The 12,604-nt window shown below is 53.2% G+C and carries 18 protein-coding genes and 2 pseudogenes; 4 read left to right on the top strand and 16 right to left on the bottom strand.

Annotated features, from left to right (window positions below; all coding sequences use genetic code 11):
- Positions 1 to 39: 39 nt before the first annotated feature.
- Positions 40 to 582 carry a cysteine hydrolase family protein gene (locus G3N64_RS26095; RefSeq protein ID WP_205786487.1) on the top strand — a complete coding sequence of 181 codons (543 nt, stop codon included), beginning with the start codon at positions 40 to 42 and terminating at the stop codon, positions 580 to 582.
- 394 nt (positions 583 to 976) lie between these two features.
- Positions 977 to 2,770 carry a type VI secretion system baseplate subunit TssF gene (tssF, locus tag G3N64_RS26090; RefSeq protein ID WP_205786486.1) on the top strand — a complete coding sequence of 598 codons (1,794 nt, stop codon included), beginning with the start codon at positions 977 to 979 and terminating at the stop codon, positions 2,768 to 2,770.
- A 2-nt stretch (positions 2,771 to 2,772) separates the two neighbouring features.
- On the opposite strand, the gene G3N64_RS26085 is transcribed toward tssF, so the two are convergent.
- The 7 genes from G3N64_RS26085 to G3N64_RS26055 form a co-directional block, all read right to left on the bottom strand.
- The gene (locus G3N64_RS26085; RefSeq protein WP_205786503.1) at positions 2,773 to 3,024 is read right to left on the bottom strand and encodes a PAAR domain-containing protein; all 252 of its coding nucleotides are present in this window, start codon (positions 3,022 to 3,024) and stop codon (positions 2,773 to 2,775) included.
- Between the two features lie 46 nt (positions 3,025 to 3,070).
- On the bottom strand, positions 3,071 to 3,856 hold the full coding sequence (locus G3N64_RS26080) for a hypothetical protein (RefSeq protein ID WP_205786485.1): 786 nt from the start codon (positions 3,854 to 3,856) through the stop codon (positions 3,071 to 3,073).
- Positions 3,857 to 3,907: 51 nt separating this feature from the next.
- A complete protein-coding gene (locus G3N64_RS40465) occupies positions 3,908 to 4,387 on the bottom strand; it encodes a DoxX family protein (RefSeq protein ID WP_346778840.1) in 480 nt (159 codons plus the stop codon).
- Entirely contained in the window at positions 4,354 to 4,605 is a 252-nt protein-coding gene (locus tag G3N64_RS26070; protein ID WP_205786484.1) for a PAAR domain-containing protein, read from the bottom strand. Before G3N64_RS26070 ends, G3N64_RS40465 begins: the two co-directional genes overlap by 34 nt.
- 23 nt (positions 4,606 to 4,628) lie before the next feature.
- Positions 4,629 to 5,504 carry a hypothetical protein gene (locus tag G3N64_RS26065; protein WP_205786483.1) on the bottom strand — a complete coding sequence of 292 codons (876 nt, stop codon included), beginning with the start codon at positions 5,502 to 5,504 and terminating at the stop codon, positions 4,629 to 4,631.
- A gap of 151 nt (positions 5,505 to 5,655) precedes the next feature.
- Positions 5,656 to 6,198: a hypothetical protein gene (locus tag G3N64_RS26060; protein ID WP_205786482.1), complete on the bottom strand. Its 543-nt coding sequence runs from the start codon at positions 6,196 to 6,198 to the stop codon at positions 5,656 to 5,658.
- A complete protein-coding gene (locus G3N64_RS26055; RefSeq protein ID WP_205786481.1) occupies positions 6,195 to 6,455 on the bottom strand; it encodes a hypothetical protein in 261 nt (86 codons plus the stop codon). Before G3N64_RS26055 ends, G3N64_RS26060 begins: the two co-directional genes overlap by 4 nt.
- Positions 6,456 to 6,464: 9 nt before the next feature.
- Here G3N64_RS26055 and G3N64_RS26050 point away from each other — a divergent pair, with 9 nt between their 5' ends.
- Complete coding sequence (locus G3N64_RS26050; protein WP_205786480.1) at positions 6,465 to 6,668, top strand: type VI secretion system baseplate subunit TssF; 204 nt, start codon at positions 6,465 to 6,467, stop codon at positions 6,666 to 6,668.
- Between the two features lie 2 nt (positions 6,669 to 6,670).
- Here the strand turns inward: G3N64_RS26050 and G3N64_RS26045 are convergent, their stop codons facing one another.
- The 5 genes and pseudogenes from G3N64_RS26045 to G3N64_RS26025 all read right to left on the bottom strand — a co-directional run.
- A complete protein-coding gene (locus tag G3N64_RS26045) occupies positions 6,671 to 6,922 on the bottom strand; it encodes a PAAR domain-containing protein (RefSeq protein WP_205786479.1) in 252 nt (83 codons plus the stop codon).
- 28 nt (positions 6,923 to 6,950) lie between these two features.
- Entirely contained in the window at positions 6,951 to 7,820 is an 870-nt protein-coding gene (locus tag G3N64_RS26040; protein WP_205786478.1) for a hypothetical protein, read from the bottom strand.
- A complete protein-coding gene (locus G3N64_RS26035; RefSeq protein WP_205786504.1) occupies positions 7,804 to 8,142 on the bottom strand; it encodes a hypothetical protein in 339 nt (112 codons plus the stop codon). The genes G3N64_RS26040 and G3N64_RS26035 overlap by 17 nt, the downstream gene beginning before the upstream one ends.
- Positions 8,081 to 8,218, bottom strand: a pseudogene (locus G3N64_RS26030) (IS4 family transposase); the annotation flags it as partial. The gene G3N64_RS26035 and the pseudogene G3N64_RS26030, both read right to left, overlap by 62 nt.
- 19 nt (positions 8,219 to 8,237) lie before the next feature.
- Positions 8,238 to 8,318: pseudogene (locus G3N64_RS26025) on the bottom strand (AraC family transcriptional regulator); the annotation flags it as partial.
- 48 nt (positions 8,319 to 8,366) lie between these two features.
- On the opposite strand from G3N64_RS26025, the gene G3N64_RS26020 reads away from it, so the two are divergent.
- On the top strand, positions 8,367 to 8,681 hold the full coding sequence (locus G3N64_RS26020) for a type VI secretion system baseplate subunit TssF (protein ID WP_205786477.1): 315 nt from the start codon (positions 8,367 to 8,369) through the stop codon (positions 8,679 to 8,681).
- A 2-nt stretch (positions 8,682 to 8,683) separates the two neighbouring features.
- Here the strand turns inward: G3N64_RS26020 and G3N64_RS26015 are convergent, their stop codons facing one another.
- From G3N64_RS26015 to G3N64_RS26000, 4 genes are all read right to left on the bottom strand, one after another.
- Positions 8,684 to 8,935, bottom strand: coding sequence for a PAAR domain-containing protein (locus G3N64_RS26015; RefSeq protein WP_205786476.1), 252 nt, complete (start codon positions 8,933 to 8,935; stop codon positions 8,684 to 8,686).
- Positions 8,936 to 8,957: 22 nt separating this feature from the next.
- A complete protein-coding gene (locus tag G3N64_RS26010) occupies positions 8,958 to 9,782 on the bottom strand; it encodes a hypothetical protein (protein ID WP_205786475.1) in 825 nt (274 codons plus the stop codon).
- Positions 9,783 to 9,810: 28 nt separating this feature from the next.
- Complete coding sequence (locus G3N64_RS40460; protein ID WP_205786474.1) at positions 9,811 to 12,129, bottom strand: glycoside hydrolase family protein; 2,319 nt, start codon at positions 12,127 to 12,129, stop codon at positions 9,811 to 9,813.
- A gap of 182 nt (positions 12,130 to 12,311) precedes the next feature.
- Positions 12,312 to 12,604, bottom strand: a 293-nt coding sequence (locus G3N64_RS26000; RefSeq protein WP_205786473.1) for a transposase, incomplete at its 5' end; no start/stop codon positions are given.

Genomic DNA, 12,604 nt, shown 5'->3' with positions numbered 1-12,604 from the left:
TCGTTTCTCCGTCCGTATCGGTCACTCAGGAGAAACGTCATGCCCGAAGTCACTTCCCCGAAACGCGCACTGCTCGTCGTCGACATGCAGGTCGGCCTGTTTCACGGCCCCGAGCGTCCATACGACGGCGAACGCGTGCTCGCGAACATCAACCGGTTGATCGGTCGCGCGCATGAAGCCGGTGCGCCGGTGTTCGCCGTCCGGCACACCGGGCCCGCCGGCTCGCCGATTGCGCCCGGTACGCCGTTGACCGCGCTGCTGCCCGAGCTCGCGATCGACACGGCGCGCGACATCGTGTTCGACAAGGCGCAGTCGAGCTGCTTCGCGGGCACGCGGCTCGCCGAATGGCTGCGCGAGGCCGGCATCGGCGAGATCGTCATCGCGGGAATGAAGACCCAGTACTGCGTCGATACGGCGTGCCGTGCTGCGGCCGATCTCGGCTTTCGCGCGGTGCTCGTGACCGACGCGCACACCTGCATGGATACGCCCGAGCTGCCGGCCGAGCGGATCGTCGCGCATCACAACGCGACGCTTGGGGGCCCGTTTGCGACGTTGACCACGACCGACGCGTGCGGGTTCTGATGAACGACAGTCATCGCCAGACGCAAGCCGAACCTAGTTGAGTTCGAGAGTGCCCTGAACACGGGTTCGAATCGACAACGTCACGGGGAAAACGGCCCTTTTCCCCGTCGCCGCGCAGTTCCCCTCCCACCTGCACGGCGCGCTTAATGCAGCGGTTTTCATGCACGCACCGCTTTCCGCTCAGGCCCTTGTGGCTTGGGCCTCCGGCCGATTTGGCGTGCAAGAAAATTATGCGTTTTCATGCACAATCATGCACTTTTATGCAGTCTCGCCGACAATCGCATTTTCGTGCCGACCTATCGGGCTGTGGATAACTCTGATGATGAATCGGCTACGATGACCGCTGGACAGTACAACGCGCGTCGTGAACCGTAGAGACCTTACGACGCTGGATATGCACGACAAGCTACGCGGCTACTACGAACAGGAACTGGCAAGGCTAGAGGACCAGTTCGCGACCTTCTCCGGGGACTATCCGAAGATCGCCGCCCGTTTCGGCTTTACAGGCGGGCAGACGGACGACCTACACGTCCAGCGAATGATGCAGGCGTTCGCGTTGATTGCGGCCGAAATCCGGGCCAACCTGGACGACGGTGCGCCGAAGTTCACCGAAGCGCTGCTACACGTCTTGCACCCGCACTATCTGCGGCCGTTCCCGGCATGCTCGATAGCTCGTCTCGATCCGACCAAGGATTTGCCGGACAAGCCGGTTGTCTTGCCGCGTGGGATGGAACTGACGTCGCGCGGCGGCGAAGTGCGCTTTCGAACCGCCTATGACGTCACGCTTGCGCCGATCCGCATCGCACGCGCTCGATTCTCCCGCAGCACCGTCGCACCGGCACACGTGGCCTTGCCGCCTAACACAACCAGCATCATTTCTATCACCATCGAGTCGGCCGCCGCCGCGCCGCTCGGAGCGGTTTCGCCCGACGTGCTGCGCGTCCACCTTGCCGGCGCGCACCAAACCGTCGTGGCGCTGCTGGATACGGTCCTGCTGCGTGTCCGGGGTGCATTTGTTGAAGCGAACGACAGCGAGCGCTGGATACCCATTGCGGGGATACCGGTCAAACCAGTCGGGTTCGGCCCGGCCGACATGCTGCTGCCGCCGTCTCAAACCTCACCGTTCGTTCAACCGCTGCTCGAACACGTCGGATTTCCAGACAAGTTCGATTTCCTCGACGTTCATTTACACCGATGTCTTCAGCCCGACCAAATGGACCGTGCGCGGCGCATCACCCTGCATCTCGCAATTGACGGCGTGCACGCCGATTCGCGCATCGCGCAGGCACTCACGCCGCTATCGGCGGACAACCTCCGGTTGTTCTGTACGCCAATCGTGAACCTGTTTGCACACATGGGCGTCAAGTCGTCGCGCGGCGAAATCGTCGCGGACTATCCCCTTGTGCCCAAGCCGGGCCGACCGGACATGCGCGGCATCTATTCAATTGACGCGGTTCGCGATACGTCGGATGGGACCGTTATTCCGCCGCTGGATGCGTGGGGAGTCGGAACCGGCGAGCAGTTCTGGATCGCGCGTCACGCTCCCTACGCGGCAATCCATCATCCCGGACGTGAAACGTCGCTCGTGCTACTGCGCGCGGATGGGACAGCGGCAGCAAAGATGCCGCTGCAATTGAGCACCGACCTCACGTGTACGAATCGCGACTGGCCTTCGCGGATGCGGATCGGTTCCCTCAAGGGCGATCTCAAAAACGAAAGCGATCAGGTGCCTTGCAGGATTACGCTGTTGAAACAGCCAACGTCGACTTATAGTGCGTCCCGTGAGTCGGAAGCGCAGTGGCGCGTGATCGCGCTGACGACGGCCAACCTGACGCAGTTGACACGTGAGGGGTGGCCGGACTTCGTGAAGCTCATGCGCCAGCTTGCGCCGAGCGATCGACGCGCCGAGCACGTCGGAGCGATTTCGTTCGTCAAGCGAAACGTCGTCGAGCGATTACTCGCGATTAAGCCACATTCAGCCCTTGTGAGAGGCTTCGAAATTGTGATGGCGGCGGACGAGGACGCGTTCATCGAAAACAGCATGGGCGCGCTGATCCTTCTGCTCGACCTCTACCTGTCGCGCTACGCGCCCGCCAACAGCTTTACGCAGCTCGTCGTGCTGTCGAAGAACGACGGTTCCCTGATCGTGCGGTGCCCGATGCGGCCGGGCATCGCGCCTCTGTTGTAGAGTTACACGAGGCTCGAAATCAGGTGACAACCGCATGTCGCGCGATGGCCGTGTCGCGCGATCGGAATGCCGTTGTCCTTCATCGATTCGTCGCCTTCCTCGATGATGTTCGGTGACACGTCGGGATGCTGTGGACACGATACGCGGTCGCCTTTGCGCGCAACGTAGCGGCCGTCGAATTTCATGGTCGATGAGCCCGTTTCGACTTTGCCGCCGTGATCAGTGGCGTCGCCAATTCTAATCACATTAATCACTTGAATTCCCCACACCCGCATCACCCATCCAATTAAATTCCCAAAGTCACTTGCATATAGTCAAATCTTCGCACTTGACCCATTTAATTATGATGCCACGCCGCCTCGAAAGATATTTGACAAGATACCAAAGACCGTTTTCGCTATTAAACTCAATAAGCTGAACCCCATCTCCTTTCAGCAAATACATTTTCGTCGCTGAAGAATCAGAATGATCGTCGTACAACCTTGCCTTATTCGCAGCCACCGTCGTAGTTACCGGCACACGTTGCGCATAATTCTGCTGATTGGTAACGATTATTTTTTGGGAAACCCTCCCATCCACGTACACAGAACGGGAAATCTCATCGCACCCAACACACGCATCACTTATTGCAATTTGATATTTTCTATTTTTTATCTTATAAATATCTTCATATTGCTTCGCATCAAGTCGATACGAACTAATCAAACTATCCCCATCGATTCTAAAATTGCATATATCTCGATCCGAGAATTTCAAGGCAGAAAATCTGCGCGATGCACGGTCATATGAAAAAAATTTCGAGCATCTGTCGCCTCCACCACTCGTGGCAGCAATTTCCTTATTTCCATCCTTATAAATATCAACAACAACCAAATTCTCGTAACCGTCATCAATAGCCTTCTTAAGATCGCCAGTCGGCTCAATTTCTTTGCAAGCTGAAGAATCACTACAATCACGGATTTTTCCCGCCTTATCTATTGAAAGATCATTAGCATAAGTCGCAGCAGAAGCAACTGATACGGTGACCACCGTAATCGTAAAAATCAACCCAAATTTAAGCAATGCATCTCTTTTAAAAATTCTCACGCCAACCCCCACTCCTTCTTGATTCGATCAAAAAGCTCCTGACGGGTCTGTTTATCCGCGATCGACCGAAAAACGCCCGGGGCCCGCCGCGCAGAGCGCGATCAGGCCGCCGGCGATCGCGATGTTCTTGTAGGTCTGACGCAGTTGACGCGCGAGGGATGGCCGGACTTCGTGAAACTCATGCGCCAGCTTGCGCCGAACGACCGACGCGCCGAACACATAGAGGCGATTTCGTTTGTAAAACGAAACATCGTTGAGCGTCTGCTGACAATCAAGCAACATTCGGTACTTGTGAGAGGCTTCGAAATCGTGACGGCGGCGGACGAGAACGCGTTCATCGAAAACAGCATGGGCACGCTGATCCTGCTGCTCGACCTGTAACTGTCGCGCTACGCGCCCGTCAACAGCTTCACCCAGTTCGTCGTCCTGTCGAAGAACGACGGCTCCGTGATCGTGCGTTGTCCAATGCGGACTGGCCTCGTGCCGTTGTTCTAGCGTTACATGAGGCTCGAAATCAGGTGACAGCCGCATGTTGCTCGATGGCCGTGTCGCGCAATCGGAATGCTGTTGTCCTTCATCGATTCATCGCCTTCCTCGATGAGGTTCGGTGACACGTCGGGATGCTGCGGACACGACACGCGATCGCCCTTACGAGCGACGTAACGGCCATCGAATTTCATGGTCGATGATCCAGTTTCAACTTTACCGCCGTGGTCAGTGCCGTCACCAACTCGAATTAGATTCATCATATTTTAAAGTGTTGAAAAATAAATTACTTCATCCTATCTAAGACCCGAGGGGGGATTTTTGCGGAGATCCCTTTTTCATTCATTTGGCGCCTATACTCACGATACTCCGGAGCCGCCAATTCTTTGGCGTCAATATCCCAATATGCATCAGCCAAATTCAATCTAGCCACGGTTCGGTTTGGGAATTTTTTCACCAAAAACTGCAACACCTCCACAGCATCACCACTTCTTTTATATTTCCCCAAATAAAATGCCAAATTATTGATGTCTTCAACATTGCCGGCATCGATATACGATCCAAGCTCAGCCACACGAAAATCCGGCATTTCGGCGATATACCTCTCTAGCGACGACTGTTGCTGGGCAGCCTTTTTAAAATCATCCAATTCACTGCGAATTTCGCTCCGCACTTGATCCTTCGATTTGTACGTCAGTGAGTCGTTTTTTCCTATAGTCGCACATCCATTTACCCGCAAAACTTCCTCTACTGGCACCACCGCCCCAGATGTAATATCAGATTTTTCACCATTAACTTGACGGATCAAGCACCAATTTTTTTCGCTGACACTCCACTTGTAAATGTAGCGATATATTTGCCCTCCTTGACTGGAGCAACTTCCATCAACAGCCAATAGGTTTGTATGCGGAACAATATAGATACCCATCATGCTGCACTCATCGAAACCCTCAACCCTATACGAAAGTGATCGCCGCAAAGAAGGTGAGTAATATTGAATATTCAACCCATTATGCGCAGCTTCGGATGTGAAAATTCCGGGCTTTCCGACTCCTTCAAAGTCGCCAACTATTTTATTCTCGCTAGATAGCGCCCAAGAAGAGGGGGCACACATGGCCAACGCACAGAAAAATAGAATGCTCAATACGTTTTTTTGTTTCATGATTCAACCTTTCAGCCAGTCTCGACTTTGCCGCCGTGATCAGTAGAATAGCCGACTCGAATGAAATTAATGGACATATCTTCACCTTACCCCCGGGTACCCGAGTTTTCCGCAACAGAAATTCCACCTAATTCCCATAATTTCAATACCTCTACCTAACGCCATTCAATTTCAGCACTTTCTTAATTGACGCAGCATCTTTGAATGGATACTTAACTCTTGATCCATTTCTATCATAACCGTCCCATCCCGACGAAAAAAGACCATCCACCGCACTATCCCTGACGATGGCCGCCTGCCCACTTAGTTGCTGGCGCTTGTAAGAAAAAACCTCATAGAAATCGCCAACGTAATCTGACGCACTCGAATTTGCCGCCCACTTCACGAGAACAACAATATACCGTTGACGCCAAAACAATACAGTTACCACGCTCGGACTACTTCCATTGATCGCGTATTTATCAAAATCACCAACCTCTCCATCTCGACAAATCCACTTTGCCAATATATAAAACGGCGGCGCACTTAGAGGGTCATTTGGCAGAGGATGAAACTCTTTAGAAAAAGTCACATCACATCCATTTTTAATGAAATTGGCCGGAATATCATCAGGCGAAGCGCCAGTTTCCGCCGCCAGCACTGGCAAGCAAATCAGGCCAATTACAATTGACACCATACCAAGTATTTTTCTCACCACCCATTTCCCTCAGTTAACGAAGAATCCCATTCCTGCCTGCATGGCTGATTTCCTCGATTGAGTTGCTCAAACGCTCGCTTGGCAGTTGCCTTCCTTTGATCAAAATCCAAGAGCGCCAGATTAATTAACTTTGTAACGCCTGTGGCATTATTTTCATCCGCCGGTGTATTTATATGCCGTGTACTCCAAAACCATGCGGACGAATCGGCAGCAACGACCGGATCGTTGAGCATCTGCTCGCGATCAAGCCGCATTCGGTACTTGTGAGAGGCTTCGAAATCGTGATGGCGGCGGACGAGAACGCGTTCATCGAAAACAGCATGGGCACGCTGATTCTGCTGCTCGACCTGTACCTGTCGCGCTACGCGCCCGCCAACAGCTTCACCCAGCTCGTCGTCCTGTCGAAGAACGACGGCTCCGTGATCGTGCGCTGTCCGATGCGGACTGGCATCGTGCCGGTGCTATAGCGCTACGCGAGACTCGAAATCAGGTGGCAGCCGCACGTCGCTCGGTGGCCGTGTCGCGCAATCGGAATGCCGTTGTCCTTCATCGATTCATCGCCGTCCTCGATAAGGTTCGGCGATACGTCGGGATGCTGCGGACACGACACGCGATCGCCCTTGCGAGCGACATAGCAGCCATCGAATTTCATGGTCGATGATCCAGTTTCAACTTTACCGCCGTGGTCGGTGTCGTCGCCGATTCGAATTAAATTCATCACGATTCACTCCAAAACAACTAACCACGATTTAATTATTATTAATGCAATAATTAACATCCTCGCATTTCAACCATTTTTCAAGAACCATACCTTTCCTTGTAACATATCGAAATTTAATGAATCCATTTTTAGCATCCCCGAGCGCCCTCACTTTATCACCGTCTATCAAGTACGCCTTTCCCGCCGCTTGGGAAGATGGTTGGTCATACAGATACGCACGCTTGACAGCGACAACAAGTTCCTTTTCTCCCGTTCGATCTACCACCTCCACCCAAGAGGGGGCCATCTTTTTTGCAAGCAATCGCAAATTATTTTTCTCAGAATCATCAACCTCAGCGAAATAATTGTGATTGCTCTTTTTGATAAGAATTTCATCCTTCATGAAATCAATATCCTCGCCACGATCGATTGCATAAATAACATCATAGCAATATGGATCTTTTCTGTCCGACGGTCTTTTATCCAACAACACGAATGCGCTTCGCTCAACCATCCTTGGATCAGCCGGCTTACACATCGAATGCGACGCCATAATATCGGGTACAGTCGGATTTGATGATTTTGAAAAGAACGAGCGCGGAAAATAACGCCCCACCTGCAATTCAACCACGGCCCCAGCGTGACTAACAAACCAGTTCTCGTTACTTTGCTCGGAGCAATTGCAAGAGCACGACATCAATGTCCAGTCACTTTTTTTGTTCCATGATATTTGCATCGATGAGTTTGGGCACAGATTTTTCGCCTCCAAACTATCTTTTGGCACAATCGTTGAGCATTCATCTCCCGGACCACACTTAATCACGCCGTCTTTTTCGTCGGCCATTGCACTTTTGGCACTCACGATGACGGCGATTAAAAATAAATACTTTGATATAAAACCTTTATAAGCCGCAAACATTTCTTTCCGCCCTCCCTTCAAAAAGTTTGAAATTAATATTATCCCTCTGCGCCGGTTTTTCACCCTTTACCGGTTGGTGTGGATATGGTTTTTTCTGGATAATCCCCATCCGCCGACTATTGGAATCAAGCACCCACACAGGATTGGCCAACTTCGCCCTTTCTTGAACAGCGATTTTTAGCAAATCTATTTGCGTGGTAGGTTTTTCTGCCGCCACGCGCTCTTGTATCTGGTGTGACGCCTTACTTAAGTCCATCGGCTTATACACAATTTCCAGCGTGACCGCCGGCTCGTAACTTCTGCAATGTTTTGGCCGCGACATGAACCTCTTTGAGTCCCAGCCAGATGGCTTTTGCGCCGGGTTCGCCGTCGCCCTTGCGGCCGAGGAATCCGCCCATGCGCACGCCCAGGGTCTGTTTATCCGCGATCGACCGAAAAACGCCCGGGGCCCGCCGCGCAGAGCGCGAGCAGGCCGCCGGCGATCGCGATGTTCTTGTAGGTCTGACGCAGTTGACGCGCGAGGGATGGCCGGACTTCGTGAAACTCATGCGTGAGCTTGCGCCGAACGACCGACGCGCCGAACACATAGAGGCGATTTCGTTTGTAAAACGAAACATCGTTGAGCGTCTGCTGGCAATCAAGCAACATTCGGTACTTGTGAGAGGCTTCGAAATCGTGACGGCGGCGGACGAGAACGCGTTCATCGAAAACAGCATGGGCACGCTGATTCTGCTGCTCGACCTGTACCTGTCGCGCTACGCGCCCGCCAACAGCTTTACCCAGCTCGTCGTCCTGTCGAAGAACGACGGCTCCGTGATCGTGCGCTGTCCGATGCAGACTGGCATCGTGCCGGTGCTATAGCGCTACGCGAGACTCGAAATCAGGTGGCAGCCGCACGTCGCTCGGTGGCCGTGTCGCGCAATCGGAATGCCGTTGTCCTTCATCGATTCATCGCCTTCCTCGATAAGGTTCGGCGATACGTCGGGATGCTGCGGACACGACACGCGATCGCCCTTGCGAACGACATAGCAGCCATCGAATTTCATGGTCGATGATCCAGTTTCAACTTTGCCGCCGTGGTCGGTATCGTCACCGACACGAATAAAGTTCATCATAAATTGGCCTACAGAGTTTTCGCTAATTTCGGCTCATGCTATCAAGCTTTAGAAGCTGCGCCTTCATTGCATCAAGAATGCAGGCTGCATCTTTGCCGCATAAATTTCGTTTCGAAATCCATTCTCTTTGCTTACGAATTGCGTCATCCGTCGCCCCCCCGGCCGACTTTCTCTGTTTGATTAATTGCGAAAACGATGTGGCAACACTTTTGTCAAACGATGAAAGTTCGTATGAGCCACATATCTCCATCTCCACTTCACTCTTTGCCTTGCCGCAATTGAAAGATGGATCTGGCTTCGCATTTTCACGAACCCGTTTTAGAGTGAGAATTGTTTCCCCATACCATCGCAGCAGAAGCTTTCCTGGACTAGGTGAAAGGATCCATGCACCACTTGTTTTATCTGATGCACCCAAACTGCCTTGCCATGGCTGAGCGCCGCAATAAATCCTAATAACATCAACCGTCGTTGAACCGGGAATATCTATTTCGTAATTTTTTTCGGTAGCATTATTTACCGGATTTCCGAATCCAGACATGCTAGATGAAATCAGATCACGCAAGTTAGTTTGTGAAACCTGAATGCTGATCTCGGCACAAGAGCGGTTTTCAGGGGCGTCAGTCCATATCTCGTCTTTTTTAAAAATAAACAGCCTTCCCACTAGCCTTGGATCATTCCATCCGTAGCTAGGGGTCCATTCCGCATCGGCATTCAAGTGTACCGACTCTACTTCCCATTGACCTTCAATGACTGAATTCCATTCGCCAGCAATTGCCTGTAACGATTGGAGGAAAATAAACAATCCAATCCACAGCAGTTTAAAAATCCCTCGCAATCTCATCGACATCCCACCCCCTAGGGACCTACAAATTCGATCATTCATGATTAATCGGTACGCCATTCATCTCATACCGTCCTTCTTGATAGAGGTTCACTTCATCATCTCGCCTGTGCACGAGACCGGGAAGCACCGTCCCCTTCGATTTAACGCCCTCCTTGATCTTGCTCATAGCGGCATCAACTTTTCCAGTATTAATTAAATTGGTCACGCTATCCCAGCGTGCGGCGGGGTTGTAGGCAAAGCTAACAAGCGCATCAAATTGATTCTGAGAGAGCGGGATTTTTATTGAATTTCTGACCATTTTCTCATACGGTTTGACGGTATGGCGCAGTAAGCCGACCTCTTGCTCATGGGTCAGATCGACCAAATTTCGATTATTTTTCGCAAAATCGTTAGCGTCAGAATCCTCTTTTCCCGCAGCCTTCGCGATTCCTGCGGCAGCCTCGTCTGATAGGCCAATAACTTTCATATCTGCAACAATCCCTGCCTCGCTACGCCCCTTCATATCATATCCAGCCCCCAACGTAACACCGCTCGCTCCGCCGGGCCAATGCAATCGGTTGGTCGTACCAGCTTGCGCCTCGTGTGAAAATATAAACCATAACCCATCGTCAGAAAGTGACTGGCCAATAGTCGCCTCTTTCGTGAAATTCCCGATTAATCCAATCGGATGAAAGTGCCAAGGCGAAAGATCCGTGGGGAAACCATCGACACCCTTGATTTCCTCCCACCACTGAAGCTTCGCGAGTCGGTCAAGTTCCGTCTTCCACATCTCCTTCTGCGTCTTCATGAGCGGGGAGAGATCTTCCCACTTGCCGAGGCCACCGCCCCATTCGGTTTCATTGCGCACTATAAGGTGCGAGACCGCTTCGGCCATCCAGCGCGTATCCAGTGCGTGCTTCAGTTCCTGCGCCGACACCTTCCCGTCGTGATTCGTATCGATCGCCTTTTCGATCTTCGTGATGAGTTCGCCAGCGTTGACCTTCGCCGCTTCCCCCATAAACTCCGTGCCGTCCTCGTCCGCCAGATATTGCTCGGTCGTATGGATGTGGCGTTTGAACATGTCCTCGGGGCTGACACTGCCGTTGTCGACCAATTCAAAACCTGGCCATTCCCACGGACTCCGAAACTGTACGCGTGGGTGGTCCGTGTCGCGCACCCAGCCTTTCAGCTCGGAGCCGTCCTTCGAACCAATCGTGATATTCCACCAATGATGGCCCTTGTCGTCGATGGCGACGTTACCCTCGCCAAGCTTGTCGAGTTCGGCACGACGAAGCACGTCCCGGAAGTCCGCTCCCGGCCCGCTTGCCTTGGAAACGTCCAGCGGAAAGTTCTGCCAGCCCGCAACATTCGCCGTGCTGATCGTATTCGCGAGGCTGCTTTCCACCCACATCGGATTCCCGACGTTGGCCAAATTCTGCGTGGCCTTCTGCTTGCCCTTCGCGGGCACATTTGTCACGCTCTTGGGCTGCACCTTGACCCAGCGCGAACCCTTTGCATCGCCCAGCGGTACAAGCTTCAATCCCGCCTGCATCAGTTTCTGATCGGGCACAGGAATTTCGGTGACCAGCTTGGCCCCCGGCTCTATTTCCAGAAGCGGCTTGTTTTTATCGTTCAGTTCTTTGGCACGCGCGCGGCTTCGGTCCATGAAATCCTTGAAATCTGCGCCGGCGAACACTTCCAGATGCAACATCGGGTAGTTTGGCTTCGGCGGTATCGGGCTCGCCTTCATGGGCCATTGATACTGGCCGACGTGGGCGATGACTTCGCCCGCCTTGACGCGCTGCGGCTCCTTCAGAATAACGACACTATCAAGTGGCTTCGGATCGACAATAGCGTCCAGTTCTCCTTTGAACACGTAGCCCCAAGGCGCGTGGGGGGATACCGGCTTGCCCACTTCGGCAGGCAAAACCGTGCCCGATTTGATGGCCTTGATCTTGATCCAGTTCGGGTGCGCGGGATCGCCTTCACCGGCAATCACTTCAGCCCCGGTCGGCAATATCCCGAGAATCTTGCTGCTGCCGTCTGACAATTCCCGAATGCGCAATCCCGTCTGCGGAGCCGGTGGGGCGACATCTTGATCGCTATCGGCCGGCATCGGTTCATTCGGACCGGTACTGTTAACGGGCAGATTGTCTGCCCCATCGGTACGCGTAGCGGGAGACTGCACAGGCGTCTTCGGCACCGATTGTTTGTCCTTCGCCTTGTCACCGACTCGATAATAGCGATCGCCTTCCCAGTATGGCATTGGCGTGGGAAGCGCCGGATCGGGCTTCGGGTTCGCCTTGGCCTGCTCAATCGCCTTCTGATAGGTCGCCCAATCCATCGTGTGCATGTACAGGCTGAAAAACACGAGGGGTTTGTCGTTCGCCGGTTTGGTGTTGGACGGCGCGTTATCGGCTGAAGAGGGTGCAGGAGGCGCAGCATTAGTCGATGCAGGCGCGGGAGCCGATGCAGGGGCCGAAGCCGGAGCCGGTTTCGCGGGTTCCTTCGGACGTGTCAGGAATTTCGTGTGCTGAGGTCGGTTAAGAAATCTCAGCTGATGGCGGAGGTGAATCGCTCGCCGAACAGAATGGCGAACTGATTGACTGCTTGCCGCCAAGTGATAGGCGGCATCTTCCAATCCTTTTCGATGTTGCGCAAGGCGAGAAACAGCAGTTTGCTGGCGGCTTCGTCGCTCGGGAAGTGGCCGCGATTCTTCACGATCTTGCGCAACTGCATGTGCATGCTCTCGATGGCGTTGGTCGTATATACGATTCGACGCACCTCGGGCGGATAGGCGAAGAAGGGAATCACCTGTTCCCATTGGCGCTGCCACATGGCCGCGA

Origin of the sequence: Burkholderia sp. Ac-20344 (assembly GCF_017104975.1) — a bacterium.
GTDB lineage: Bacteria > Pseudomonadota > Gammaproteobacteria > Burkholderiales > Burkholderiaceae > Burkholderia.
Note: the sequence above shows the minus strand (reverse complement) of the source record. Positions and strands in the feature narration are given on the sequence as shown.